This window comes from Mesorhizobium amorphae, assembly GCF_014843845.1.
GTDB lineage: Bacteria > Pseudomonadota > Alphaproteobacteria > Rhizobiales > Rhizobiaceae > Mesorhizobium > Mesorhizobium amorphae_A.
Genome location: NZ_JHQS01000008.1, coordinates 165,852 through 190,068 on the forward strand (window position 1 = coordinate 165,852; position 24,217 = coordinate 190,068).

Below are 24,217 nucleotides of genomic sequence, written 5' to 3' on the forward strand. Positions count from 1 at the left end.
AACCGACCGTTCATCCCAAAAGTGTCTTCCGCCGTTTGGCTCCGCCGGCCTTGCGCCAGGCGTTGAAGCGATGGGTGGCGGCGGCGAAGGAGATCTTCATCTGCTGGGCGACCGAATAGCGCGACTTGCCGTCGTCGAACATGCGGTAGCAGCATTCGACGCCTTCCTCGGTCAGCTTGCCGTCGGGGGTCTTGTTGTGCGGGTTGGCGGGGTCGAATTTCTCGACCTGCTGCTCGACCAGGCCTTTGAGGCGCTGCAGGTCGGCCTCGATGCTGGCGATGAGATCGAGGACGGGCTTTGGGTCAAAAGGGTGCGCGTGCGGCTTTTCAGTCATCCGTGATTCCTTTGTTTGGCTTGGGTTCGGCTATATAGGTGAACATTCGCCAATAATGAAGACCTCGTGGCAACTGTTCGGTTCAACATTTTTTGAACCCCGGGCGATCGCGATTGACCAGCAACGGATGAAACCATAGTTTAGAACTATTCTAATCTAGGGTGACTTCCTCATGCTTTCACGTGTCTTCGGCTTCGGTCGCCGTTCTTTCGATTCGCTGTCGGAGCAGGAGATCCTGGCGCTGGCCATCTCGTCCGAGGAGGATGACGGGCGCATCTACCGCGCCTATGCCGACGGGCTGGCGGAGAGCTTTCCGCAATCGGCCAAGGTGTTCGAGGCGATGGCGGAAGAGGAAGACGGCCACCGCGACTCGCTGATCGAGCTTTATAGAAAACGCTTCGGCGAGCGCATCCCGTTGATCCGGCGCGAGCATGTGAAGGGCTATTACGAGCGCAAGCCCGACTGGCTGGTCAGGCCGCTCGGTATCGACACTGTCCGCCGGCAGGCCGAGGCGATGGAGCGGCAGGCCTATCTGTTCTATGTCGAGGCGGCCAAGCGCACCGCCGACGCCTCGACCCGAAAGCTGCTCGACGATCTGGCTGCGGCCGAACAGGGCCATGAGAGCTCGGCACACCAGCTTGAACAGGAACATGTGCCGGGCGAGGTCAAGGACGAGGAGGCGAGCGCAGAGCAGCGCCAGTTCATCCTGACCTATGTGCAGCCGGGACTGGCCGGGCTGATGGACGGGTCGGTGTCGACGCTGGCGCCGATCTTCGCCGCGGCGTTTGCCACGCACGACACGTTCCAGACTTTCCTGGTCGGGCTTGCCGCCTCGATCGGCGCCGGCATCTCGATGGGTTTTACCGAGGTGGCCTCCGACGACGGCAAACTGTCGGGCCGCGGCTCGCCGGTGAAGCGCGGGCTGACCGTCGGCATCATGACGACGCTGGGCGGCCTGGGCCATGCGCTGCCCTATCTCATCCCGCTCTTCTGGACGGCGACCGCGGTAGCGGCCGTGGTGGTGTTCTTCGAATTGTGGGCGATCGCCTTCGTGCAGAACCGCTATATGCAAACGCCATTCTGGCGCGCCGCCTTCCAGGTGGTGCTGGGCGGCGCGCTGGTGTTCGCGGCGGGCGTGCTGATCGGGAATGCCTAGCAATCCTTCAACCATTCACCGCCCGGCTATCCTCCGGCGCCTCAGCCCTCTCAGTCAGTCCATAATCACGCACGACGTGGGCGATGCGCAGACGATAGCCGGCAAAGATTCCGCCACGGCCGGCCTTCTGCGCCTGCCTGTGTTCCTCCGTGTTGCGCCAGGCCTTGACCGCGTCCTCGTCGCGCCAGAACGACAGCGACAGGACGCGGTTCGGATCAACCAGGCTCTGGAACCGCTCGATCGAGATGAAGCCGTCGATGCCGTCGAGCAGCGGGCGCAGTTCGGCGGCGATGCCGAGATAGGCGTCGCGCCGGCCCGCCGCCGGCTCGACCTCGAAGATGACGGCGATCACGGCAGCACCAATTTGGCGTGCGGCCCGGAGGCGAGCTTCAGGAACATGCGATCCTCCTTCAGGATGAATTTTTCCCGCTTCGCGAGTTCGTAGTTTGCCTTGCCGGCCGGATCGGCGGCAAGCCTGGCGCGGTAGGCTTCGTAGGCCGCGAGGCTTTCGATGTTGTAGGCGGCATAGGCGGTGGTGGCCGAGCCTTCATGCGGCGCGAAATAGCCGATCAGGTCGGCGCCGCAGCGCGGGATGACCTGCCCCCAGTTGCGCGCATATTCCTCGAATGCCGCCTTGCCGAACGGGTCGATCTCGTAGCGGATGAAACAGGTGATGGTCATTTTCGTCTCCTCGTCGGCTTGGGTCTGTTACGGCGACACTTCGAGCATGGTCGAAACATTGCGCGCTTGCCTGTGCTAGGCAATTCGATGTCAGGAGCGTTGTGGCGGTCATCGCCATCTCCTTGATCTGATCGCAGGATAGTGGTTTTCTCGCGAGGATGCTTCGATGGAGATGAAACTATGCGTGAAGGACCCGACATAGCCCGCATCGCCAGCCTGGTCGGCGATCCGGCGCGAGCAAACATGCTCTCCGCGCTGATGGGCGGCACGGCGCTGACGGCGAGCGAACTGGCGCTGGAGGCCGGCGTGTCGCTGCCGACCGCCTCGTCGCATCTGTCGAAACTAATGGAGGGCGGCTTGCTGACTTTGGCCAGCCAGGGGCGGCACCGCTACTACGGCCTCGCCGGCCCGCAAGTGGCCGGCATGATCGAGGCGATCACCGGCGTCGCGGAAGCCGTCGGTCCCAAGCGGGTGCGGCCGGGCCCGCGCGACGCGGCCATGCGCGTGGCGCGCGTCTGCTACGACCATCTCGCCGGCGAGCAGGCGGTGGCGATGCTCGACCGCCTCGTCGACAGGAACGTTCTGGTTCGCGACGACAAGGAAATCCGCCTCGGGCCGTCGGCCGCCTCGCATTTCGCCGCGCTCGGCATCGATGTCGAGGCCAAGGCGCGCCGGCCGGTCTGCCGCGCCTGCCTCGACTGGAGCGTGCGGCGCTCGCACCTTGCCGGTACGCTGGGGGCAGCGATCCTCGACAAGATCCTCGCCGAAAAATGGGCGCGGCGCGAAAAGGACAGCCGCGCGGTGGTGTTTTCACCGACGGGCAAGCAGGCGTTCGAGAAGGTGTTTTTGGCCTGACGGGCTAGCCGCGCTTGAGTGGCTTACCCAGCTTGAAGAAATCCTTCCACGGATCGGCCTTCGACAATTGCTTTGCCGTCGCCTTGTCGCCGATCGCAAAAGCGTTCGGCGCCAGCCCGGCCTCGATCTCCGGCCAGGTCACCGGCATCGACACCGTCGCTCCCTTCTTGGCCCGCGACGAATAGGGCGCCACCGTGGTCGAGCCGCGGCCGTTGCGCAGATAGTCGACGAAGATTTTCCCCGTGCGCGCCTTCTTCGACAGCGTCGCGGTGTAGCGGTCGGGAGCCGCCTGTTCCAGCGCACGGGCGAAATCATGGGCGAAGGTCTTTGCCTCCTCCCAATCCGCCGACGGTTTCAGCGGCACGACGACATGATAACCCTTGCCGCCCGAAGTCTTGACGAGGTTGGGCAGCGACAGGTCGTCTAGCCGGGCGCGGATGTCGAGGGCCGCCGCACGCACCGCCTTGACGTCGACGCCCTCATCCGGATCGAGATCGAAGACGATCTGGTCGGGCTTTTCCAGTTCGTCAACCGTGCAGCCCCAGATATGGGTCTCGACCACGCCGTACTGGACCAGCGCGGCGAGGCCGTCGAAATCCCGGATGAACAATATCTCCTCGCCGTCCGTCGGATCCTTCATCCTCAAGATCTTGTCGTGCATGCCGGCCGAAGCGTGCTTCTGGAAGAAGCGCTGGCCACCAATGCCGTCCGGCGCCCGCACCAGGCTGAGCGGCCGGCTGACGACGAATTGTTCCATGCGCGGCCAGACCAGCGCGTAGTGATCGAGCAGACCCTGCTTGGAAACCTTCTCGTCGGGCCACAGCAGCTTGTCCGGGTGCGAAAGCTTCACCGAGGTCTTCGCGGTTCCGGCCGACGCGGCCCTCGGTGCTACCTTGGCGCCATCCACCTTCGAGTTGCTCCCGGTCTTGCCGGTGGCTTGCTTCGGCTTTTCCTGCACGACTTCCTCCGCCGGCTTGTCCTCACGCAATCCCTGGAACGAGGCGTGGCGGATTATACGGTCGGATGTCCAACTGCGGAACTCCACTTCGCCGACGAGTTTGGGCTCGACCCAGACCAGCCCCTTGCCTTTCGGCACGGCGGCGGAGAAAGGCGAGGTTTTTGCCTTGAGGCCGTCGAGCCGCTTCTTCAGATCCGCGGCCACCTTGCCGGAGAAACCGGTGCCGACGCGGCCGGCGTAGTGCAGTTTGCCGCCTTCGTGATAACCAACCAGCAGCGAGCGCAGGCCACGTCCGGTCTTGTCGGATGGCAGATAGCCGCCGATGACGAATTCCTGGCGCAGCGTGCATTTCGACTTCACCCAGGTCAGACCGCGGCCGCTGCGGTAAGGCGCATCGGCGCGTTTCGAAACGACGCCTTCCAGGCCCATCCGGCAGACATGCTGCAGCATGACCTTGCCCGGTTCGGCGAAATGGTCACTGAAGCGCAGCGCCGGCTGCTCGGACTGATCGCCGACCAGTTCAGCCAAGGCCTGCTTGCGTTCGACCAGCGGCTCGCTGCGCAGATCCTGGCCGTTGAGCCGCATCAGGTCGAAGGCATAGTAGACGAAACGATCCGCCCGGCGGGCCGACAGGTCCGCCTGCAGCAGGGCGAAAGACGAGACGCCGCTGTCGGCGAGCACGACGACCTCGCCATCGATGATGGCGTCCCGGCACTTCAGGCTGGCAAGCGCGGCGATGACTGGGCCGTCGAATTTCCCGGTCCAGTCGAGACCGGCGCGGGTCAGCAGCCTGACCTCGCTGCCGGCAAGCTGGGCCTGCATGCGATAGCCGTCGAACTTCACTTCATGCAGCCATTCCTCACCGGAAGGCGCGTCCTTCTGCAGGGTGGCGAGACTCGGTTCGATGAAGCCGAGGCGCTTGGCGTGACCGGCTTTCGCCCTGCCGGCGACCGGCCTGTTGGAATGCCAGACCTCGGCCTTCTTTCCTTTCGCCGTCTTGCCTGCGCCCACCTCCTCGACCGTCAGGCCCGACTTCACCGATTTCGGTTCGTCGTCCAGAATATCCTCGCCGGGGCGCGCGGCGGCATCGTCGGACTTGATCAGCAGCCAGTTGTCGCGCTTTTCGCCGGAGCGAGGCTTCAGCCTGACGAGATGCCAGCGGCCATGCAATTTGTGGCCCTCCAGCTCGAAGCCGATATGGCCCTTCTTCATCGCCTTGGCCGGATCCATCTCGGGCACCCATGTGCCTTCATCCCAGACGATGACGGAGCCGCCGCCATACTCGCCCTTGGGAATGGTGCCTTCGAACGGCGCATAGTCGATCGGATGGTCCTCGACATGCACGGCCAGCCGTTTCTCGTGCGGGTCGAGGCTCGGACCACGCGTCACCGCCCAGCTCCACAACACGCCGTCATGTTCGAGGCGCAGGTCGTAGTGCAGCCGGGTCGCCGCATGTTTGTGGATGACGAAGATGCCGCCGGCCTTTTTCCCGGCTCGCGAGACCTTGCCCGCCGGCTCGGTGGTTTTCTGGAAGTCGCGCTTGGCGTGGTATTGTTCGAGGCCGGCCATGGGTTGGCCTCCTAAGCCGATTTACGCCTGCCGTCGGCAGCCTTCGGCCTGGCAGTTTTCGCCGAACGCTTCGCCGGATTTTTCCCCTTTCCCGCGCCGCGGTCCGCCGAGAGGCTCTTCTTCAGCGCATCGAAAAGGTTGACGACATTGGAGGGCTTGGGCGCCGCCTTTGGCTTCGGCGCCTTCCTGCCGGCCTTCTTGGCGCGGATCAGTTCGAGCAGCGCATCCTCGTATTTGTCGTCGAATTTCGAGGGATCGAACTTTGCTTTCTTCTTGTCGATGATGAGCTCGGCCAGATCGGTCATCTCGTCGTCGGTCTTCACCGCCTTGATGTCGCCGAAGACGGTGTCCGGCTGCCGCACCGTGTTGTCGTAACGCAGCGTGGTCAGCACCATGCCCTTGCCCAACGGCTCGATTACCACCGGCCGTTCCCGCTGGTAGAGCACGATGCGGGCGAGCCCAGCCATTTTCTTGCCCGACATGGCGTCGCGGATGACGGCAAAAGCTTCCTCCGACACCTTGTCGGCCGGCGAAACATAATAGGGCGTGTCGAGATAGATCTGCTGGATCGAGGCTTTGTCGACGAAGCCGTCGAGGCTCATCGTGTGCGAGGTCTCGATCTGCACCGCCTCGATCTCATCTTCCTCGATATGGACGAACTCGTCGTCATCGACCTCATAGCCCTTGATCTCGTCGCCTTCTTCCAACGGCTTGCCGGTTTCGGCATCGACATAGATACGTTTCACCGTATTGCCTGTCTTGCGGTTGAGGATGCGGAACGAGACCTTTTCGGTATGGGTCACGACATTGGTCAGTTCGATGGCGCAGGTGACCAATGACAGCTTGAGATAGCCCTTCCAGGCGGGACGCGGCGCCATGACGAGTTTCCTGTTCAATGCGGTTCAACCGAGAACGGGCAGGGCGCGTTCAGGTTCCGGCACAAGCCCGAACGCTTGTTGGCGCGCGCACGGAAATTTCGTCTGGGGCCCAAGCGTTGAAACAGAACCGCGCCCAAGCGACATCCATACGAAACATATGTGATGCAAAAGTCACACAAGCCGAAATGGCGACAGACTGCACGGAAACACCCCGAATCAGCCGCATTCCGGCCACGAACCAGGGCGTTTCGGACCAGAAATTAACATCACGTTCACCGACTATTCACGCCTCGACGCTATCATCCCAGGCAATTCGGAAGGGACATCCGAAATCGGGACAGGGACAGGGAAAATGAAGTTCTGGAATCACATCGCCGGCTACGCCGTCGCCCTCCGCGAGTTCGTCGCGCCGACCTATCGGCCGGAGCGCTATTACATGCGCGGCCCGGGCCCGGCCTGCGCCCGCCGCGGCAATTCGCTGGGCATCAGCGCGCACTGATCATGACCGTCGAAAGCCGTCATGACAGCCGGATCTGCAAACCGGCCGACAATCATCGCGCAACTACCTACCGCGCCGAGCGCCCCGCGCTGGCCGACAGACGGCGTGCGACAACGGCAGGGCTTTGATGCAGCCATCGGCTGGCTTAGTGTCCAAGGACATGAGCAGCCGAGGCAATCGTGACCGACGTCATCAAGCCAACCTCCCTTCCTGAACCTGCCCCTCTTCCTGAATCCTTCGACGCATCCCATCCGCTGATCGTCTTCGATGGCGTCTGCGTGTTCTGCTCGGGTTTTGTCCGGATGGTGATTCGCCTCGACCGCAAGCAGCGCTTCCGCTTTGCTACCGCGCAGTCGCCGTTTGGCGAGGCGCTGTTTCAAAAATATGGACTGCCGACCGACAGCTACGAGACCAATCTGGCCCTCATTGACGGCGCCGCCTTCACCCGACTCGACAGTTTCGTCGCCGTGATGGCCGAACTGGGCTGGCCGTGGCGGGCGGCCAAGCTCCTGCTGCTTTTGCCACGCCCGCTGCGCGACTGGCTCTACGATCGCATCGCCAAGAACCGCTACGCCCTGTTCGGCAGAAGGGACAGCTGCGAGATCCCGTCAGCGGAGATGCGGGAGCGGCTGATTGGCTAGAGCAATTGCAGGAAAAGTGCGTAGCGGTTCCCGTCTGGAATTGCGTAAAAACAAAGGGTTAGAGCGGCTCAACAATTCTATCAAACGTTGAACCGCTCATCTATCAAACGTTGAACCGCTCAGGGCCGGCCGCCATCATCGGCGGCTATTGTTCGCAATCGCGGCTGTCGCCTCTCGATGGATCTCAGATGCCTTCGACCAGCACGATCTCGCCGTCCGCCACCTTCTGCCGGATCGTAACAGCACGCTGATATTCCGGCGAGTGGTAGCAATCGTGTGCCGCGGCAAGTGACGGAAACTCGATGATCACGTTGCGGGCGCGACCGGGGCCTTCGGCCTTTTCATGCTCGCCGCCACGCGCCAGGAACGTCGCGCCGAACCGCTCGAAGGCCGGTTTGGCGGCGGCGACATAATCCTTGTAGCCCTCTGCGTCACGCACATCGACGCGGGCGACCCAGTATCCTTTAGGCATTCGTCTTCTCCGGAATTGGTCTTGTGTCTTACGCCGAGCGCATTTCGTCGAGGATCGCTGCTGCGGCCGCTCGCCTGTCGGCGGCGCCGACGATCGGCCGCCCGACGACGAGGTGGCTGGAGCCGTTGCGGATCGCCTGCGCCGGCATCACGACGCGCTTCTGGTCGCCATGGTCGCTGCCCTTCGGCCGTATGCCCGGCGTCACCACGGCCATGCCGGGGCCGACGATCCGGCGCACCGCCTCCGCCTCCTCGGCGGAACAGACGACACCGCCCATGCCGGCATGCAGCGCCTGTTCGGAGCGCCGCAGCACCAGAGTGTGCGGGTCGTATTCATAGCCGGCGTCGATCACGTCCTGTTCGTCCATCGAGGTCAGCACGCTGACCGCGAGCAGGCAAAGCTCGCTGCCCCTGGCGGCTTCCACGGCCGCCCGCATCGCCTTGGGATAGGCATGGATGGTCAGCATGGTCATGCCCATCTTGACGATGTTCTCGACGCCCTTGGCCACCGTGTTGTCGATGTCGAGCAGCTTCATGTCGAGGAAGATCTTCGTTCCCCCGCTGGCGAGCTCGCGGGCGAAATCGAGCCCGCCGGCGAAGGCGAGCTGGTAACCGATCTTGTAGAAGGAGACGATGCCGTCGAGCTCGCGCACTGCCTGCTCGGCCTCGCGCAGCGTCGGCAGGTCGAGGCCGACGATCAGCCTGTCTCGCATCGTCTCGGCGTGCATGGCGTCCTCGGCGTCGGTCACGCCTCGATCCGGGTGGACAGCATGCGCGAGGTTTCGATCAGTGTGCGGCATAGGCGCTCCATCGATTGGCGTAGTCTCTCATCCCTGAAATGTCCATCGTCGCCGAAGGCCTCGCTGGCGCCCGACACCGAGCATTCCGCTGTTACCACCTCCATCTGACAGCGCACCAGCACGGCGCGCAGATGGTTGATGCAGCGTATGCCGGCGAACTTGCCGTCGGAGGAGGAACACAGGCCAGCCGGCTTGCCGGGGAAAGGCCGGAACGAGCGGCCACCATCCCTGCGTATCCGGCTCACCCAGTCGATGCTGTTCTTGAGCAGCGGCGGCAGCGAACCATTGTATTCCGGTGTGGCGATCAGCAGCCCGTCATGCGCGGCGATCAGCCGGCCGAGCTTCATGGCGTTTTCAGGGACGCCCTTTTCCTTCTCCAGGTCCTCATCCATGATCGGCAGCGGATAATCGCCGAGCGAGATGCGGGTCACCTCGGCGCCCTGCATGGCAAGCTCCTTCTGCGCCACATCGGCGGTCCTGCCGCTGAAGGCGCCTGACCTGACCGAGCCGGCGAAGACGAGGATTTTCGGAACTATCGGCATTGGCCACCCCTGTCATGGGCAGGTATAGGCCAGATGCAGTTCAAATCAATGTGCCTCGCGCCGGTAGGTCCAGAGCTGTGTCGGCGGGATGTTGCGGATGATGAAGTCGAAATGCTTGACCGTATAGTCGCCGCGGCCGGGCGGGATCGGCGACAGCGGCCCGTAGGTCAGCTGCACGATCGGCCTGCCTGCCGGGATGCGGTCGAGCAGGCTTTCGATATAGGCGATGCGCTGCGCGACCGGGAAGTTGAGCAGCGGCACGCCGGAGACGACCGAATCGAACACCATGTCGCGCTTGTCGCCGAGCGTCGCGTTGAGATTGAAGGCGTCGCCCTCGATGACGTTGACGCCTGGATAGAGCTGGCGCAGATGGCGCACGAAATCGGTCGAATATTCGACCGCATAGAGATTTTCGGGTTTCACGCCGAGCGCCAGGATGGCGCGGGTGATAACGCCGGTGCCGGGGCCGACTTCGAGCACCGGCAGTCCGGATTTCGGGTTGACGATGGACGCCATCTTGCGGGCGGTGATGGAGCTGGTCGGCACGATGGAGCCGACCGCTTTCGGCTTGTCGATCCAGCCCTTGAAGAATTTCAGCTCGTCGTCGAACTTCTCCGCCAGCGACTTGCGCAATCCGGGTCCACGTGCCATGCGAGCTCTCCTCAACGGCTCCCCCGAAACGCTACTTAGCAGCTACGGGGTTCAAGACAAGGCTCGAGCCGGTATAAGGTGTTGATGACGCTTGGGAAGCGTCGCGGTGCATGTCGCCCAAAAGTGTGTAGCGGTTTTGGGACAGCGACAATGAAGCTAAGGGCATCAGCGATCGCCGAAGGACTCGAAGAAGTCTTTCATGCGGGCGAAAAAGCCGCTCGACTGGGGCGAATTGTCCTGTGAAGACAGCTGCTCGAATTCCTCCAGCAGCTCGCGCTGGCGGCGCGACAGGTTCTGCGGCGTCTCGACCGCGGTCTGGATGTAGAGATCGCCGACATTGGGCTGGCGCAACACCGGCATGCCCTTGCCCTTGAGCCGGAACTGGCGGCCGTTCTGGGTGCCTTCCGGCACCTTCACCTTGGTCTGGCTGCCGTCCAGCGTCGTCACCTCGAACGAGCCGCCAAGCGCTGCCGTCATCATCGAGATCGGCACCTTGCAGTAGAGATCGGCGCCGTCGCGCTGGAAGAATTCATGCGGCTTGACCGCCAGGAAGATATAGAGATCGCCCGACGGGCCGCCGCGCAGGCCGGCTTCGCCCTCATTGGCAAGCCGGATGCGGGTGCCGTCCTCGATGCCGGCCGGGATGTTGACCGACAGCGAGCGCTCCTCGGTGACGCGGCCCTGTCCGGCGCATTTCGGGCATGGGTCCTTGATCGTCTGGCCGCGGCCCTGGCATTGCGGGCAGGTGCGCTCGATCGAGAAGAAGCCTTGCGTGGCCCGTACCTTGCCGTGGCCGTTGCACATGGCGCAGGTGACAGGCTGGGTACCGGGCTTGGCGCCGCTGCCCGAGCATTCCGCGCAGGACATGGAGGCCGGCACGCGGATCTGCGCGGTCTTGCCGGAAAAGGCCTCTTCCAGCGAGATTTCCATATTGTAGCGCAGATCGGCGCCGCGTTCGCGGCCGCCCGAGGAGCGGCGCTGGCGCCCGCCCATCATGTCGCCGAAAATGTCCTCGAAAATGTCGGCGAAACCGCCGGCGCCAAAGCCCTGCGCGGCGCCATTCATGCCGCCCTGCTCGAAGGCGGCGTGGCCGAAACGGTCATAGGCCGCGCGCTTCTGCGGGTCCTTCAGCGTTTCGTAGGCTTCGTTGATTTCCTTGAACTTGTGCTCGCAGGCATGATCGCCTGGATTGCGATCGGGATGGAACTGCATGGCGAGCTTGCGGAAAGCGCTCTTGAGCTCCTTCTCGTCGGCGCCCTTTTGTACGCCCAGCGTTTCGTAGAAATCAGCTTTCATCTTTTCCCGCTGTCCGGATGCTCAACGTCTTGATGCATACTTTGCGTCGTTTGCCGGCATGTTGCTTCGATTTAGGAGCGATGCTGCCCGGATGCCAGTGCCGACTTGGGGGCAGCCCGTGTTTTTCCGTCACTTTTTCGGCGAAGCCCGCACTTTTTCAACTTGGGTTGCAAAAAAGCCCGGCCTTGCGCCGGGCTTTTTCGCTTTATCTGCCGTCGGACGGCTCAGGCCGACTTCTTCTTGTCGTCGTCCTCGTCGATTTCCTCGAAATCGGCGTCGACCACATCCGAATCCTTGGCGGCGTCCGCCTTGGCGTCGGCCTCCGCGGCTTCCTTCTGCGAAGCCTCGTACATGGCCTGTCCGAGCTTCATCGAGACTTCGGCAAGCGCCTGCGACTTGGCCTCGATCTCGGCCGCGTCGTCGCCTTCGGCCGCCGTCTTCAGCGCCGCGATCGCATCGGCAATCGCCGTGCGGTCGGTCTCCGAGACCTTGTCGCCATATTCCTTCAGCGACTTCTCCGACGAATGCACCAGTGCTTCGGCCTGGTTGCGGGCCTCGACCAGCGCGCGCCGCTTCTTGTCGCTCTCGGCATTGGCCTCGGCGTCCTTCACCATCTTCTCGATGTCGGCGTCCGAAAGGCCGCCCGACGCCTGGATGCGGATCTGGTGCTCCTTGCCGGTGCCCTTGTCCTTGGCCGAGACGTTGACGATGCCGTTGGCGTCGATGTCGAAGGTGACCTCGATCTGCGGCACGCCGCGCGGTGCCGGCGGAATGCCGACGAGATCGAACTGGCCGAGCATCTTGTTGTCGGCCGCCATTTCGCGCTCACCCTGGAAGACGCGGATGGTCACCGCCGACTGCGAATCCTCGGCGGTAGAGAACACCTGGCTCTTCTTGGTCGGGATCGTCGTGTTGCGCTCGATCAGGCGGGTGAACACGCCGCCCAGCGTCTCGATGCCGAGCGAAAGCGGCGTCACGTCGAGCAAGAGCACGTCCTTGACGTCGCCCTGCAGCACGCCGGCCTGGATGGCGGCGCCAAGGGCCACGACCTCATCCGGGTTGACGCCCTTGTGCGGCTCCTTGCCGAAGAACTGCTTCACGATCTCCTGGATCTTGGGCATGCGGGTCATGCCGCCGACCAGGACAACCTCGTCGATCTCACCGGCCTTCAGGCCGGCATCCTTGAGCGCCGCCTTGCAGGGGTCGATCGTGCGCTGGACGAGATCCTCGACCAGGCTTTCGAACTTTGCCCTGGTCAGCTTCAGCGTCAGGTGCTTCGGTCCGGTCGCATCGGCGGTGATGAAGGGCAGGTTGATCTCGGTCTGGGTCGTCGACGACAGCTCGATCTTGGCCTTCTCGGCCGCCTCCTTGAGGCGCTGCAAAGCGAGCTTGTCGTTCTTCAGGTCGATGCCCTGTTCCTTCTTGAACTCGGTTGCCAGGTACTCGACCAGGCGCATGTCGAAGTCCTCGCCGCCGAGGAAGGTGTCGCCATTGGTCGACTTCACCTCGAACACGCCGTCGCCGATCTCGAGCACCGAAATGTCGAAGGTGCCGCCGCCAAGGTCATAGACGGCGATGGTCTTGCCTTCCTTCTTGTCGAGACCGTAGGCAAGGGCGGCCGCGGTCGGCTCGTTGATGATGCGCAGCACTTCGAGGCCGGCGATCTTGCCGGCGTCCTTGGTCGCCTGGCGCTGGGCATCGTTGAAATAGGCCGGAACGGTGATGACCGCCTTCTCGACCTTCTCGCCGAGATAGGCTTCCGCCGTTTCCTTCATCTTCTGCAGGATCATGGCCGAGATCTGCGAGGGCGACTGCTTCTTGCCGCCGGCCTCGACCCAGGCATCGCCATTGTCGCCCTTGACGATCTTGTAGGGGACAAGCTTCTTGTCCTTCTCCGTCACCGGATCGTCATAGCGGCGGCCGATCAGGCGCTTGACCGCGAAGATGGTGTTTTCAGGATTGGTGACCGCCTGGCGCTTGGCCGGCTGGCCGACGAGGCGCTCGCCGTCGCCGCTGATGGCGACGATGGAAGGGGTCGTGCGCGCGCCTTCCGCATTCTCGATGACCTTCGGCTCCTTGCCATCCATGATGGCGATACAGGAATTGGTCGTTCCAAGATCGATACCGATTACTTTTGCCATTGTTCTGGTTCTCTCCGCTAAGCAGGCTCTCAGGACCCGTGAAGGCGTTCCGACGAAAGCCCCTGTTCACAAGAAATTCCGTTCCGGCTACCGGCGTTCCGGCGCCGAACGGCTTGGCGCGTATATAAGAACAGGCTGCACGGCGCGCAAGCATTCTGCGCAAGGCTTCCACCATCATACCGGTGGGCAGGCAGCGGACCAATTGTCGCCGCCTGCGATGCACACCGGACGCGACGCGCAAAATCAAAAAACATTTACAGCCGGATCAGGACTTGAACGCCTCGGAACAGAGAGATTGCAACTTGGGGTAGATTGCAGACCCGGATGCAATCACCAGCGTCCCATCCCGCAGCACAGTCGTCGGGTCGGGCCTGAGAACCGTACCGCCGGCTTCCTCCACCAGCAGCATGCCGGCCAGACAATCCCAGGCGTTCATATGCTCCTCGACATAGCCGAGCAGCCGGCCGGAGGCGGCATAGGCGAGCATCAGGGCGCCCGAGGCGTTGCGGAAGAAGACACCGCCCTCCGCCATGATCAGCCGGATCAGCACGGCGACATGTTCGGTCGCCGCCCGGTTCGAAAGCCCGGTTCCAACCGAACCTTCGCCCAGGCTCGTGGCCTGGCTTGCCTTGATCGGCCGGCCGTTGACGAAGGCGCGGCCGCCGCGGTGGCCGTGGAATGTTTCGCCGGTCGCGGGTTCATGGATCACGCCGACGACGGTCTCGCCATCCCTGGCGCAGGCGATCACCACGGCCCAGGCTGGAATGCCGCGCACGAAGTTCGCGGTGCCGTCGATCGGATCGATCACCCAGACATAGCCGGTCGACCGGTGACCGCTTCATGTTCCTCGCCGACAATGCCGTCCTTTGGGTAGTCGGCGGCGATTGCGGCGCGAATGAACAACTCCACCTCGCGATCGCCATCCGAGACCAGGTCCTGATGGCCCTTGCTCTCGATGGTCAGGTTTTCGAGGTCGCGAAAGTATCGCAGGCCGAGTTCGCCGGCGCGTCGCGCCAGCTCGATGGCAAAGCGCATGCGCGCGTCAAGGTCGTTTGTCACGGGATGCTCAATCCAGCGGAAGGATGCTTGCCCTTAGCAGACGGGCGCTATCAGCAAAAGCGCTGAGCTGCCTCAGGCCGCTTGCGACAGCGATTTGTGGACGTCAGCCAGCATCTCGAATGAGCGCACCCGCGCCGCATGGTCGTAAATCTGCGCCGTTACCATCAGTTCGTCGGCGCCGGTGCGGCGCACGAAGGCGTCGATGCCTTGCCCGACCGTTTCCGGCGAACCGACGACGGCGCAGGACAGCGCCTGGCCAAGCATGGTTTTCGCCATCGGGTCGAGGCCGGCTTCGTAGCCTTCGACCGGCGGTGGCAGCCGGCCCGGCCGTCCAGTGCGCAGATTGACGAAGGCCTGCTGCAGCGAGGTGAACAACAGCCGCGCCTCAGCGTCGGAGGGCGCGGCAAAGACATTGAGGCCGAGCATGACATAGGGCTTGTCGAGCTGGTCGGACGGCTGGAAGCGCGAGCGGTAGATCTCCAGCGCATGGTCGAGCTCGGCCGGCGCGAAATGCGAGGCGAACGCATAGGGCAGGCCGAGCATGGCGGCGAGCTGCGCACCATAGAGGCTGGAGCCGAGGATCCAGACCGGCACCTGCTGGCCTTCGCCGGGCACGGCGCGCAGACGCTGGCCCTCCTCGGCCGGCAGGAAATAGCCCATCAGCTCGACGACATCCTGCGGGAAATTGTCGGCGCCGGCCTCCAGATTGCGGCGCAAGGCCCGCGCCGTTCCCATGTCGGTGCCGGGCGCGCGGCCAAGGCCGAGATCGATGCGGCCGGGATAAAGCGCCGCCAGCGTGCCGAACTGCTCGGCGATGACCAGCGGCGAATGGTTGGGCAGCATGATGCCGCCGGCGCCGACGCGGATCGTTTTTGTGCCGCCCGCGACATGGGCGATGACGACCGCGGTCGCCGCACTGGCGATGCCCGGCATGTTGTGGTGCTCGGCCAGCCAGTAGCGCTTGTAGCCGAGACGCTCGGCGTGGCGGGCGAGATCGAGGGAATTGGCCAGCGACTGCGATGCATTGCTGCCTTCGACGATCGGCGACAGGTCGAGGACGGAAAGGGCGGTCATGCGATCTCCACGATTTTCTTGTCCCGCAGCTTGGCCTCGAAGGTGGCCCGGTCGGGGATGACGATTTCGAGCTGGCTTTCCAGCACGTCGGCGAGTTCGGCGGCTGTCGCGATTTCTCTTTGCTCGGTGCGGCCGCCAAGATGATGCGTCGACAGCCGGTTGTTGCGCAGCGCATAGCGCCGGTCGGGCAAGGCGCGCGCCGCGATCACCGTTGACAGGAAATGCGAGTCCGGATGGGTCGACAGGAAATGGCTGCTGACCGCGTAGTCGATCTCGTAGCTTTGCTGCATGTCGAAACGGTAGATGGTGTGCCAGCCGCCGCCGATATCGGCCTGCAGGCGGAAATGATCGGAGGCCTCTGTGATGCGGAAAGTCTCATACGGGGTCTGCTGCTCGAGCCCGGGCTCGAGCAGCAGCGGCGCCGTCAGCGTCAACCCGCCGAAGCCGACATCGGCGATGTAAGTTAGTCCATCGAGCTCTATGCGGAGCAGCATGTGGCTGCGCGCGGTGACGGCATCGTCGGGCTGGCCCCACAGCACCCGCGCGGCAAGGCCGCTGACCTCGAAGCCGAGCGCCTTCAGCGCATGCATGAAGATCAGATTGTGCTCGTAGCAATACCCGCCGCGGCCGCGCGTGAAGATCTTGTCCTGCAGCGAGGCGAGATCGAGCTTCACCGGAGTGCCCAGGAACGGGTCGAGATTTTCGAACGCGATCGCTTGTGGGTGCTGCCGATGCAAAGCCGTCAGCGCCTCCAGCGACGCGTCTGTCCGGCCACGGTAGCCGATGCGGGCGAAATAGGCGTCGATGTCGAAGGAAGCGTCGGTCATGGAAGGAAGTCCGGCTTGACCGGGTCGATATAGGCACTCCACCCCGAGACGACAAACAGGCGGCAAACAATTGCCCGTCGTCTATGCCCGCGCCTTGTCGGTCTCCTCGGCCGGATCCTCCTCGACGACTGCGCTGTGTTGCGCCGCCAGGAAGTTGCCGACATGGCTGAGACCGTCGAAATGGTCGCAGAACACCTTGATGACGACCAGCAGCGGCACCGCCATCAACGCGCCGACGAATCCCCACAGCCATGACCAGAAGGCGATGGCGATGAAGACCGCCACGGCATTGATCTCCAGCCGCCGGCCGACCACCATCGGCGTCACGAACTGGCCTTCGACGACGTCGCACAGCAACACGAAGGCGGGCGCAAGAAGCGCGAAGGAGATGCTGTCGAAGCTGATCAATGCGATGACCGTGACGAGCAAAAGCGTGATCAGCGCGCCGACATAGGGCAGGAAGTTGAGCAGTGCCGCCGCCGCACCCCAGACCTGCGGGTTGGGCATGCCGAGCCCCCACAGGCCGAGGCCGATCACCGTGCCGAGTCCGGCGTTGATGACGGCGATGGTGAGCAGATAGTGCGAGATCTCGTGCTCGACGTCGTAAACGACACGCAGCGCCCGCTTCTTTTCGCTGAGGCTGGTAAAGGACTGGATGATCTTCTCGTAGAACATCGTGCCTGAGGCGAGCAGGAACAGCGACAGCACGAAGACGATGGTGATGCTCGTGCCTGCCGACAGGATGTTGCCAGCTGCCGAAGACAGGATGCCCGACTGCGCGAAGGTTACCTTTTGCACGCCCGGTTCCTGTGAGGTCTCGGTCAGCCCCTCCAGCTGATGCGCAATCTGCATGACCCTTTCGAGCGGGCGCTTGAGTTGCGCCAACCGTTCCGTCAGCTGCTGGCCGATCGACGAGGTGTTGTTGATGAGGTCGATGACGGGGCCGCTCAACAGATAGCCGGCGCTGGCGAGGAAGACGACCGACAATAGCACCAGAAGCGTTGCCGACAACACGTCGGGCACGCCGTGCTTGCGCAGGAAGCGCACGATCGGCGTCAGGGTCAGCGCCAGCAGGAAGGCGAGGATGACCGGCATGAAGAAGGCACGCGCGAAATAGAGCGCGTAGATGACCATCAGGATGAAGATGCCGATGAGCAGCGACCGCATCAGGCGAACATCCGCGCGGGCTTCGGCGCGCGGATCCGGGCTTTCGGCAGCGCCTGCGCCCGAGGCTGACGGTTCGGCCTTCATCGTTTCCCCTCGAGCGCACCGCAATCGGTGCGGTTCATCGGCGGAAACGCCCTCGTCAAGCCAAAGTTCCGTTAGCCGGCAACGACCGCGATGCGGACTTCGCCATGGCTATGCGGGCGCTGCCACCGCGGCGGAGGCCCGGTTGAAAGCAGGAGGCTGTTGAGCGTTGGGCCGACTCGGGTCTCGCTCCGACCACGGCGCGTCGATGGCGATATTACATCGCGTGTAATTGAGACGGCGCTGCCGGTGGGTCTAACACGAGCAGACTTTCGCGAAACCAGACGCAAGCACCGGATCGAAAGGTGCACGGCGATTTCCAATTGATCGCAATGCTTTGGCACAACGCGAAGGTGTGTGTGCAACCTTGGAAAGGACGTTACAATGCAAAGATTCAACCTTCAGACAATCGAGACTGCGCCGGAGAAATCCAAGCCTACGCTGAAGGCGTTGGAAGAAAGATTTGGCTTCCTTCCGAACGCTATAGCGACGATGGCGAACAATCCGGTCCTTCTCAACGGGTTCGTCGCCATCTTCGGCAGCTTTCACGGCGGCAGCTTCGACGAGATCGAGAAGCAGGTCCTGCTGCTTACCAACGCGGTGACGATCAAATGCCCCTGGACCGTTGCCGCGCACTCGACATTCGCCATCGAAGACGGCATTGCCGAAAGCGAAGTCAACGCGATCCGTGCAGGCAGGTTGCCGAGGGATCCGAAATACGCAGCACTTTCGGCACTGACAAAGGCCTTGATCGAGAACAAGGGAAACGTGACCGATGCGGACATCGACAAGTTCATCTCGGCTGGGTACTCGAAGGCCCAGATACTTGAGGTCGTAACCGGCGTCGGCGTTTCCACGATGGCGGCAACCACCGCGAATATGGCCGGCACGCCGATCGATGAACGCTTCCAGGCGCAGGCATGGTCTCCCGCGTCTGCGATAGCGGCCTGAGCCGCCGACGGCGCATGGACTGATGCCATGCGCCGTCGAGCAGTAGACGCAGGCCAATGGCCGCGGGTCGTGGGGGTGCAAGGACAGTTGACTATGAAACCGTCGAATCCCGGAACCAGCATGACACCCGACCTGGGCACGCTCTTGCGCCACTGGCGTGATCTGCGCGGCAGCAGTCAGCTCGATCTATCCCTCGATACCGGCATTTCGCAAAGGCAGATCAGTTTCATCGAAAGTGGACGCAGCGTTCCCAACCGCGAGACCTTGATGGCGCTCGCCCGGGCGCTCGATGTGCCTTTGCGCGACCGTAACACATTGCTGCTCGCCGCAGGCTACGCGCCGATGTTTTCCGAAGGCGCATGGGACTCCATGGAAATGAAGAGCGTCACCAATGCCTTAACCCGCATCTTACGGCAGCATGAACCCTTTCCAGCGTTGGTCATGGACAGATACTGGAACGTGCTCATGACCAACGAAGCCGCGCCGCTCTTCTTCAGCTGCTTCTTCGATATGGCCACTCGGAAAGGGCCGCGCAACGTGTTGCACCTCATGTTCGATCCCGAGGGCATGCGCCCGTTCGTCGCCAATTGGCACGATGTGGCGCGGAGCCTGTTCGAGCGCGTCTATCGCGAATCCATCGGCCGCGTTCTCGACGAAAAGACCAAGGATCTGCTGGCGGCGCTGCTCGCCTATCCGGACGTGAAAAGTGAATGGAAGAACCCCGTGCCGATCGGCTTCATGCCGGTCATTCCGCTGAGTTTCATCAGGCACGACCATGTCTTGAATTACTTTTCGATGGTCACCACGGTAGGCACCCCGCAAACCGTTGCCGCTCAGGAACTGCGCATCGAGTGTCTGTTCCCGGCGGACGAGGCGACCGAGACCCATCATGCCGCGATGATGGACATAGCCCGTGCGAATCAGGAAACGGCGCAATAGAACGAGGCCCGCGAATGCGGGCCCGCTGGGATCAGGCGGCGGGCGCCGTGGCCGCTGGCACCGAATTTGCCGTCTCCTTGCGCACGATCGGCGCCACCCTGGTGCCGTACAACTCGATCGCCTTCATGATCTTGGCATGCGGCATGGCGCCGATCGCCATCTGCAGCAGGAAGCGGTCATTGCCGAAGATCTTGTGCTGGGCGACGATCTTTTCCGCCACCTGCTCCGGATTGCCGACGAACAGCGCGCCGTTCGGGCCGCGCGACTGGTCGAAATGCGCCCGCGAGGTCGGACCCCAGCCGCGCTCGCGGCCGATGCGGTTCATCACCTCGGCCTGCGGCCCGTAGAAATCATCAGCCGCCTTTTCGGTGGTCTCGGCAATGAAGCCGTGCACGTTGAGGCTGGTGGCGAGGCTTGCCGGGTCGTTCCCGGCGCGTCTTGCCGCCTCGCGGTAGACCTCGAACAGCGGCGCGAAGCGCACCGGCTCGCCACCGATGATGGCGAGCGCCAGGGGCAGGCCGAGCGCACCCGCGCGGGCGGCAGACTGCGGCGTCCCACCGATCGCGATCCAGATCGGCAGTTTTTCCTGGAAGGGACGCGGATAGACGCCGCGGCCGTTGATCGGCGCCCGCAGATTGCCCGACCAGGTCACTTTGACGCTGTCTCGGATGGCCAGCAGAAGGTCGAGCTTCTCGGCGAAGAGCTCGTCATAGTCCTCGAGATTGTAGCCGAACAGCGGGAAGGATTCGATGAACGAGCCGCGCCCGGCCATGATCTCGGCCCGGCCGCCGGACAGAAGGTCGAGCGTCGCAAACTGCTGGAAGACACGCACCGGATCGTCGGAGGACAAAACGGTGACCGCGCTGGTCAGTTTGATGCGCTTCGTCCGCTCTGCCGCCGCGGCCAGCGCCACGACGGGTGCCGAGGCGGCATAGTCCGGCCGGTGATGCTCGCCCAGCCCGAACACGTCGAGGCCGACCTGATCGGCCAGCTCGATCTCCTCGATCAGATTGCGCAGACGTTCATGCGGTCCGATGGCGCCGGGACCCGGTTCCGGGCTGACATCGGCAAAAGTGTAGAGACCGAGTTCCATGGCATGTCATCCCAGCGTTTTGATTTTCGGGCTAGAGGTAGCGATCGGCCGGCGGCACCGCCAGAGGGTCGGACGGTGAACAGTGCATGTCGATTTCGGCTGCAAGGAGCGTCTCCCGGCTGCAACAGCCCAGAATTTCATGGCTGGCATACCGTTTTGGCGCTTGAACTCTCGGTTTTCGCGCGTATGTAAGCGTCGCGAATTGACTTCAGGGAAGTGGACTTGGCTATCTACAGGGAAAAAGACATTTTCGAGCGGCGCAATGCCGCAAACGAGGCAAAGAAGGCGCTTCTGGAGCGTTTCAAGTCAAAGCCGGCGGCAGATGATCCTGCGGTGCTGGCGCGACAGGCCGAACGCAAGGCAATCCTCGAGGCACGTGCGACACGCGAGGCCGAAAAGGCCAGGCTGAAGCAGGAGAAGCTTGCGCGCGAAGCGATCGAGAAGGCCGAGCGCGAGGCAGCCGCTGAAGCGGCCCGCATCGCTGCTGAAGAGGCAGCACAGGCCGAGGCGAAGATTCGGGAAGCAGAAGAAAACGAGCGCATTGCCCGTCTGCTTGCCGACGAAGCCGAACGCAAGGCCAAGCGCGACGCACGCTACGCGGCACGCAAGCAGCGCACCGGCAGGACGCCTCCGGGCTTCTCCGCCCGCTAGCTTTCGGCGCGATCGACTCAGATCGAATGCCAGGGCCGCCCGCAGCGGCCCTGAACGCGTTTGTGCACCCAAAATTTGTCAGGCATGGGAGCGGGCGGCCTGCCTGCGTCAGGCTGCGAGCTTCAACCCCATGATGCCGCAGACGATGAGCGCGATGCAGCCGAGCCGGATCGCGGTAGCCGGCTCGCCGAGCAGCCAGATGCCGAGCAGCGCCGTGCCAACGGTGCCGATGCCAGTCCACACCGCATAGGCCGTGCCGACCGGCAGCGCCTTCAGCGCCAGGCCGAGCAAGCCCAGGCTGACGATCATCGAGGCAACGGTGAGGACTGTCGGCAGCGGCTTCGAGAAGCCATCGGTGTATTTGAGGCCGATCGCCCAACCGATCTCGAACAGACCGGCGAAGAACAGGAAAATCCACGACATCGGGAGCGCTCCATTCGGTGCGTGCCGCCCAAAAGTGAATGGCGGTTTGGGATAACGACACGCACACAGCAACACTTGATGGCGGGTCGTCCCGGCCGGATTTCGGAGAAAGCGCGAGGTCGTCCTCGCCGCTTCTATTTAGGAAGCTTCACCTGCCGATCAACAAAACACCGGCAGCATTGTTCATGCCGCCGGTTTGTAATCTGCGCCGAAACGGATTGGCCGGGATTAGAAATGTCCCCGAGCCGCCTACTTTTCCTTGAGCCTCATCGCCTTGACCGGTGGCGCCTTGAGCGCCGGGGCTGCGGCGGGCTTCTTCGCATCCTTCTTCGGCTTGCGGGCTTCCTTGCCCGCCTTCATCGCACCTTTAGCCATGATTCGCTCCTCCAATTGGTGGCCCCGAAGTGAAACAAGAGATTGGTCCGACTGCAAGAGCCTGTTGCATCTCGGCGCGCCAGTTGAGGTCCTGTCAACGCATTTTCTATTTTCCTCGTCAACGGCCCAGGACCATGCGATGGTCTTGGCCGCACTGCAGCATCAATCCGGCTTTCGCCGGATGACGATCAGGCAGGCCGGTCAGGACGAGAATGCGAATTCACATCGGCTGCGAGATGAGCTTCGACTTTCCGCAGGAAACACCTTTAATCGCGATGCTCAATGTCCACTATTCCAGGGCATCCGATCTCGAACGGCCGGATTTCATCACCTCCAATCCACCGGTGCCGATCGAAAGCTATCGCGACAGCTTCGGCAATTGGTGCAACCGTTTTGTCGCCCCGCCCGGGCGCTTCACCTTCGGCACCGACGCGGTGATCCGCGACCCCGGCACCTTCGAGATGGGCGACCTGATGGCTTGGCAGCACGAGGTGCGCGACCTGCCGTCGGACACGCTGCTGTTCCTGCTGCCCAGCCGCTATTGCGAGAGCGATGTGCTGGCAGACGAAGCGTGGCGGCTGTTCGGCCACACGCCGCTCGGCGTTCGACGTGTCCAGGCGGTCTGCGACTTCGTCCACAACCACATCGTCTTCAACTACGGCAATGCGCGGCCGACGCGCACGGCAGCCGAAGCCTATCGCGAACAAAGCGGTGTCTGCCGCGACTTCGCGCATCTCGCGGTCGCCTTCTGCCGGGCGCTGAACATCCCGACCCGCTACTGCACCGGCTACATCAGCGACATCGGCACGCCAAAACCATGGTCGAGCATGGACTTCGCCGCCTGGATGGAGGTCTATCTCGGCGGCCGCTGGCATGCATTCGATCCGCGCAACAACGCGCCACGTATCGGCCGCATCCTGATCGCGTCCGGCCGCGACGCCGCCGATGTGCCGCTGACCCATATCTTTGGGCCGGGCACGCTTGCCGGCTTCAAGGTATGGACCGACGAGGTCGTCGAGTAGCGGCTCGCGGTGCCCAACTGCCCTCTGAACGACTGGACCGTCTGCACGTTGTGAATGCCTGTGGAGCTTTGGCGGGTTGGCCGCTAGGCTCTCGGGAGCATCGGACAGGGTAGAAAACCATGGCGGCGCATGGCGGGTCGAGGAAGGTCATCTATGCGGCGCTCGCCGGCAATCTTACCATCGCGCTGACCAAATTCGCCGCCGCCTTCTTCACTGGCAGCTCGGCCATGCTGTCGGAGGGCGTCCATTCGCTGGTCGACACAGGCAATGGCGGGCTGCTGCTCTACGGCATGCATCGCGCCGCCCGACCGCCCGACCTCATGCATCCGCTCGGTCACGGCCGCGAGCTCTATTTCTGGAGCTTTATCGTCGCACTTCTCGTCTTCGCGCTCGGCGCCGGCGTGTCGTTCTACGAAGGCGTAATGCACATCATGGCGCCCGAGCCGGTCGCCAACGTCAAGGTGAATTATATCGTGCTTGGCCTGGCGTTCCTGTTCGAAGGCAGTTCGTGGTGGGTGGCGCTGAAGGAATTTCGCAAGCAAAAGGGCGGGCTCGGCTGGCTCAAGGCGGTACAACTCAGCAAGGATCCGAGCGTCTACACTGTGCTGTTCGAGGACAGCGCGGCACTTCTCGGCCTGGTCGTCGCCTTCGCCGGCATATTGGCGGCGGAACTGCTCGACATGCCGGAACTCGACGGCGCCGCCTCGATCGGCATCGCCATGATCCTCGGCGCCACCGCCATCTTCCTGGCGCGCGAAAGCAAGGGCCTGCTGCTGGGCGAAACGGCATCGCCGGAAGTGCAGAAGAAGCTGCTGGCCATCGCCCAACAGGACCCCGCGGTGCAGCGGGCGAACGGCGTTCTGACCGTTCACCTGGGACCGGAAGAGATCGTCGCCGGCCTGAGCATCGAGTTCGAGGATCATCTGTCGGCGCCCGAGATCGAGGCCTGTGTCGAGCGCCTCGAGGCGCGGCTGAAAAAGGAGATGCCGGAGATCACCCGGTTGTTCGTCAAGCCGCAGACCGCTGGCACATGGGAGCGGCGCCGCAAGGCTATGGCCGAAGCCTCGGGCGAGGACTAGGCTT

At 63.2% G+C, this 24,217-nt stretch carries 26 protein-coding genes and 1 pseudogene; 9 read left to right on the forward strand and 18 right to left on the reverse strand.

What is annotated here, in order from left to right; translation table 11 throughout:
- Nucleotides 1–10 precede the first annotated feature (10 nt).
- Complete coding sequence (locus DH08_RS04855) at nucleotides 11–334, reverse strand: hypothetical protein (RefSeq protein WP_192178156.1); 324 nt, start codon at nucleotides 332–334, stop codon at nucleotides 11–13.
- A gap of 172 nt (nucleotides 335–506) precedes the next feature.
- Here DH08_RS04855 and mbfA point away from each other — a divergent pair, with 172 nt between their 5' ends.
- Nucleotides 507–1,490 carry an iron exporter MbfA gene (gene mbfA / locus DH08_RS04860; protein ID WP_192178157.1) on the forward strand — a complete coding sequence of 328 codons (984 nt, stop codon included), beginning with the start codon at nucleotides 507–509 and terminating at the stop codon, nucleotides 1,488–1,490.
- Nucleotides 1,491–1,497: 7 nt separating this feature from the next.
- Here mbfA and DH08_RS04865 read toward each other — a convergent pair whose 3' ends face one another.
- Both DH08_RS04865 and DH08_RS04870 read right to left on the reverse strand, forming a co-directional pair.
- The gene (locus DH08_RS04865) at nucleotides 1,498–1,842 is read right to left on the reverse strand and encodes an antibiotic biosynthesis monooxygenase (RefSeq protein WP_192178158.1); all 345 of its coding nucleotides are present in this window, start codon (nucleotides 1,840–1,842) and stop codon (nucleotides 1,498–1,500) included.
- On the reverse strand, nucleotides 1,839–2,171 hold the full coding sequence (locus DH08_RS04870; RefSeq protein WP_192178159.1) for an NIPSNAP family protein: 333 nt from the start codon (nucleotides 2,169–2,171) through the stop codon (nucleotides 1,839–1,841). Before DH08_RS04870 ends, DH08_RS04865 begins: the two co-directional genes overlap by 4 nt.
- 180 nt (nucleotides 2,172–2,351) lie before the next feature.
- Between DH08_RS04870 and DH08_RS04875 the strand changes: the two genes are divergently transcribed.
- Nucleotides 2,352–3,026, forward strand: a complete 675-nt coding sequence (locus DH08_RS04875; RefSeq protein WP_192178160.1) for an ArsR/SmtB family transcription factor — start codon at nucleotides 2,352–2,354, stop codon at nucleotides 3,024–3,026.
- 4 nt (nucleotides 3,027–3,030) lie between these two features.
- Here DH08_RS04875 and ligD read toward each other — a convergent pair whose 3' ends face one another.
- Entirely contained in the window at nucleotides 3,031–5,553 is a 2,523-nt protein-coding gene (gene ligD / locus DH08_RS04880) for a DNA ligase D (RefSeq protein ID WP_192178161.1), read from the reverse strand.
- 11 nt (nucleotides 5,554–5,564) lie between these two features.
- Nucleotides 5,565–6,431, reverse strand: a complete 867-nt coding sequence (ku, locus tag DH08_RS04885; protein WP_192178162.1) for a non-homologous end joining protein Ku — start codon at nucleotides 6,429–6,431, stop codon at nucleotides 5,565–5,567.
- Between the two features lie 352 nt (nucleotides 6,432–6,783).
- Between ku and DH08_RS04890 the strand changes: the two genes are divergently transcribed.
- Entirely contained in the window at nucleotides 6,784–6,930 is a 147-nt protein-coding gene (locus DH08_RS04890; protein ID WP_006200592.1) for a hypothetical protein, read from the forward strand.
- 179 nt (nucleotides 6,931–7,109) lie between these two features.
- Nucleotides 7,110–7,571: a DCC1-like thiol-disulfide oxidoreductase family protein gene (locus DH08_RS04895; RefSeq protein WP_192178163.1), complete on the forward strand. Its 462-nt coding sequence runs from the start codon at nucleotides 7,110–7,112 to the stop codon at nucleotides 7,569–7,571.
- Nucleotides 7,572–7,755: 184 nt separating this feature from the next.
- Here DH08_RS04895 and DH08_RS04900 read toward each other — a convergent pair whose 3' ends face one another.
- From DH08_RS04900 to DH08_RS04945, 10 genes and pseudogenes are all read right to left on the reverse strand, one after another.
- Nucleotides 7,756–8,043 carry a DUF1330 domain-containing protein gene (locus DH08_RS04900; protein WP_192178164.1) on the reverse strand — a complete coding sequence of 96 codons (288 nt, stop codon included), beginning with the start codon at nucleotides 8,041–8,043 and terminating at the stop codon, nucleotides 7,756–7,758.
- Between the two features lie 28 nt (nucleotides 8,044–8,071).
- Nucleotides 8,072–8,770 carry an orotidine-5'-phosphate decarboxylase gene (gene pyrF, locus DH08_RS04905; RefSeq protein ID WP_192178214.1) on the reverse strand — a complete coding sequence of 233 codons (699 nt, stop codon included), beginning with the start codon at nucleotides 8,768–8,770 and terminating at the stop codon, nucleotides 8,072–8,074.
- 17 nt (nucleotides 8,771–8,787) lie between these two features.
- Nucleotides 8,788–9,384, reverse strand: coding sequence for an NADPH-dependent FMN reductase (locus tag DH08_RS04910; protein WP_192178165.1), 597 nt, complete (start codon nucleotides 9,382–9,384; stop codon nucleotides 8,788–8,790).
- 45 nt (nucleotides 9,385–9,429) lie between these two features.
- The gene (gene pmtA / locus DH08_RS04915; protein ID WP_192178166.1) at nucleotides 9,430–10,035 is read right to left on the reverse strand and encodes a phospholipid N-methyltransferase PmtA; all 606 of its coding nucleotides are present in this window, start codon (nucleotides 10,033–10,035) and stop codon (nucleotides 9,430–9,432) included.
- A 165-nt stretch (nucleotides 10,036–10,200) separates the two neighbouring features.
- Nucleotides 10,201–11,331, reverse strand: a complete 1,131-nt coding sequence (gene dnaJ / locus DH08_RS04920; protein ID WP_192178167.1) for a molecular chaperone DnaJ — start codon at nucleotides 11,329–11,331, stop codon at nucleotides 10,201–10,203.
- A 224-nt stretch (nucleotides 11,332–11,555) separates the two neighbouring features.
- Nucleotides 11,556–13,472 (reverse strand): molecular chaperone DnaK, encoded by a 1,917-nt coding sequence (gene dnaK, locus DH08_RS04925; protein WP_120017640.1) that lies wholly within the window; start codon nucleotides 13,470–13,472, stop codon nucleotides 11,556–11,558.
- Nucleotides 13,473–13,737: 265 nt separating this feature from the next.
- Nucleotides 13,738–14,531: pseudogene (locus DH08_RS36785) on the reverse strand (inositol monophosphatase family protein).
- Nucleotides 14,532–14,603: 72 nt separating this feature from the next.
- A complete protein-coding gene (locus DH08_RS04935) occupies nucleotides 14,604–15,605 on the reverse strand; it encodes an LLM class flavin-dependent oxidoreductase (protein WP_192178168.1) in 1,002 nt (333 codons plus the stop codon).
- Nucleotides 15,602–16,432 carry an arylamine N-acetyltransferase family protein gene (locus DH08_RS04940; protein WP_192178169.1) on the reverse strand — a complete coding sequence of 277 codons (831 nt, stop codon included), beginning with the start codon at nucleotides 16,430–16,432 and terminating at the stop codon, nucleotides 15,602–15,604. The genes DH08_RS04935 and DH08_RS04940 overlap by 4 nt, the downstream gene beginning before the upstream one ends.
- Nucleotides 16,433–16,513: 81 nt before the next feature.
- Nucleotides 16,514–17,683 (reverse strand): AI-2E family transporter, encoded by a 1,170-nt coding sequence (locus DH08_RS04945; RefSeq protein ID WP_192178170.1) that lies wholly within the window; start codon nucleotides 17,681–17,683, stop codon nucleotides 16,514–16,516.
- 381 nt (nucleotides 17,684–18,064) lie between these two features.
- On the opposite strand from DH08_RS04945, the gene DH08_RS04950 reads away from it, so the two are divergent.
- A complete protein-coding gene (locus DH08_RS04950) occupies nucleotides 18,065–18,631 on the forward strand; it encodes a carboxymuconolactone decarboxylase family protein (protein WP_192178171.1) in 567 nt (188 codons plus the stop codon).
- Between the two features lie 93 nt (nucleotides 18,632–18,724).
- The gene (locus DH08_RS04955; protein ID WP_192178215.1) at nucleotides 18,725–19,570 is read left to right on the forward strand and encodes a helix-turn-helix domain-containing protein; all 846 of its coding nucleotides are present in this window, start codon (nucleotides 18,725–18,727) and stop codon (nucleotides 19,568–19,570) included.
- A gap of 31 nt (nucleotides 19,571–19,601) precedes the next feature.
- Here the strand turns inward: DH08_RS04955 and DH08_RS04960 are convergent, their stop codons facing one another.
- Complete coding sequence (locus DH08_RS04960) at nucleotides 19,602–20,663, reverse strand: LLM class flavin-dependent oxidoreductase (RefSeq protein WP_192178172.1); 1,062 nt, start codon at nucleotides 20,661–20,663, stop codon at nucleotides 19,602–19,604.
- Between the two features lie 222 nt (nucleotides 20,664–20,885).
- Between DH08_RS04960 and DH08_RS04965 the strand changes: the two genes are divergently transcribed.
- Nucleotides 20,886–21,314, forward strand: a complete 429-nt coding sequence (locus tag DH08_RS04965) for a DUF6481 family protein (protein ID WP_192178173.1) — start codon at nucleotides 20,886–20,888, stop codon at nucleotides 21,312–21,314.
- 108 nt (nucleotides 21,315–21,422) lie between these two features.
- Here DH08_RS04965 and sugE read toward each other — a convergent pair whose 3' ends face one another.
- Nucleotides 21,423–21,737, reverse strand: coding sequence for a quaternary ammonium compound efflux SMR transporter SugE (sugE, locus tag DH08_RS04970; protein ID WP_192178174.1), 315 nt, complete (start codon nucleotides 21,735–21,737; stop codon nucleotides 21,423–21,425).
- A 249-nt stretch (nucleotides 21,738–21,986) separates the two neighbouring features.
- Nucleotides 21,987–22,112 carry a hypothetical protein gene (locus DH08_RS36795; RefSeq protein ID WP_006200611.1) on the reverse strand — a complete coding sequence of 42 codons (126 nt, stop codon included), beginning with the start codon at nucleotides 22,110–22,112 and terminating at the stop codon, nucleotides 21,987–21,989.
- 212 nt (nucleotides 22,113–22,324) lie between these two features.
- Between DH08_RS36795 and DH08_RS04975 the strand changes: the two genes are divergently transcribed.
- Together DH08_RS04975 and DH08_RS04980 are read left to right on the forward strand one after the other, a co-directional pair.
- Complete coding sequence (locus tag DH08_RS04975) at nucleotides 22,325–23,134, forward strand: transglutaminase-like domain-containing protein (RefSeq protein ID WP_192178175.1); 810 nt, start codon at nucleotides 22,325–22,327, stop codon at nucleotides 23,132–23,134.
- A gap of 119 nt (nucleotides 23,135–23,253) precedes the next feature.
- Complete coding sequence (locus DH08_RS04980; protein ID WP_192178176.1) at nucleotides 23,254–24,213, forward strand: cation diffusion facilitator family transporter; 960 nt, start codon at nucleotides 23,254–23,256, stop codon at nucleotides 24,211–24,213.
- Nucleotides 24,214–24,217: the final 4 nt, after the last annotated feature.

Bases quoted from the DNA above. Each gene is read 5' to 3' on its own strand.
- DH08_RS04855 (WP_192178156.1), bottom strand. From the start codon at position 334: ATGACTGAAAAGCCGCACGCGCACCCTTTTGACCCAAAGCCCGTCCTC.
- mbfA (WP_192178157.1), top strand. From the start codon at position 507: ATGCTTTCACGTGTCTTCGGCTTCGGTCGCCGTTCTTTCGATTCGCTG.
- DH08_RS04870 (WP_192178159.1), bottom strand. From the start codon at position 2,171: ATGACCATCACCTGTTTCATCCGCTACGAGATCGACCCGTTCGGCAAG.
- DH08_RS04875 (WP_192178160.1), top strand. From the start codon at position 2,352: ATGCGTGAAGGACCCGACATAGCCCGCATCGCCAGCCTGGTCGGCGAT.
- ligD (WP_192178161.1), bottom strand. From the start codon at position 5,553: ATGGCCGGCCTCGAACAATACCACGCCAAGCGCGACTTCCAGAAAACC.
- ku (WP_192178162.1), bottom strand. From the start codon at position 6,431: ATGGCGCCGCGTCCCGCCTGGAAGGGCTATCTCAAGCTGTCATTGGTC.
- DH08_RS04890 (WP_006200592.1), top strand. From the start codon at position 6,784: ATGAAGTTCTGGAATCACATCGCCGGCTACGCCGTCGCCCTCCGCGAG.
- DH08_RS04900 (WP_192178164.1), bottom strand. From the start codon at position 8,043: ATGCCTAAAGGATACTGGGTCGCCCGCGTCGATGTGCGTGACGCAGAG.
- pyrF (WP_192178214.1), bottom strand. From the start codon at position 8,770: ATGCACGCCGAGACGATGCGAGACAGGCTGATCGTCGGCCTCGACCTG.
- DH08_RS04910 (WP_192178165.1), bottom strand. From the start codon at position 9,384: ATGCCGATAGTTCCGAAAATCCTCGTCTTCGCCGGCTCGGTCAGGTCA.
- pmtA (WP_192178166.1), bottom strand. From the start codon at position 10,035: ATGGCACGTGGACCCGGATTGCGCAAGTCGCTGGCGGAGAAGTTCGAC.
- dnaJ (WP_192178167.1), bottom strand. From the start codon at position 11,331: ATGAAAGCTGATTTCTACGAAACGCTGGGCGTACAAAAGGGCGCCGAC.
- dnaK (WP_120017640.1), bottom strand. From the start codon at position 13,472: ATGGCAAAAGTAATCGGTATCGATCTTGGAACGACCAATTCCTGTATC.
- DH08_RS04935 (WP_192178168.1), bottom strand. From the start codon at position 15,605: ATGACCGCCCTTTCCGTCCTCGACCTGTCGCCGATCGTCGAAGGCAGC.
- DH08_RS04940 (WP_192178169.1), bottom strand. From the start codon at position 16,432: ATGACCGACGCTTCCTTCGACATCGACGCCTATTTCGCCCGCATCGGC.
- DH08_RS04945 (WP_192178170.1), bottom strand. From the start codon at position 17,683: ATGAAGGCCGAACCGTCAGCCTCGGGCGCAGGCGCTGCCGAAAGCCCG.
- DH08_RS04950 (WP_192178171.1), top strand. From the start codon at position 18,065: ATGCAAAGATTCAACCTTCAGACAATCGAGACTGCGCCGGAGAAATCC.
- DH08_RS04955 (WP_192178215.1), top strand. From the start codon at position 18,725: ATGAAACCGTCGAATCCCGGAACCAGCATGACACCCGACCTGGGCACG.
- DH08_RS04960 (WP_192178172.1), bottom strand. From the start codon at position 20,663: ATGGAACTCGGTCTCTACACTTTTGCCGATGTCAGCCCGGAACCGGGT.
- sugE (WP_192178174.1), bottom strand. From the start codon at position 21,737: ATGTCGTGGATTTTCCTGTTCTTCGCCGGTCTGTTCGAGATCGGTTGG.
- DH08_RS36795 (WP_006200611.1), bottom strand. From the start codon at position 22,112: ATGGCTAAAGGTGCGATGAAGGCGGGCAAGGAAGCCCGCAAGCCGAAG.
- DH08_RS04975 (WP_192178175.1), top strand. From the start codon at position 22,325: ATGCGAATTCACATCGGCTGCGAGATGAGCTTCGACTTTCCGCAGGAA.
- DH08_RS04980 (WP_192178176.1), top strand. From the start codon at position 23,254: ATGGCGGCGCATGGCGGGTCGAGGAAGGTCATCTATGCGGCGCTCGCC.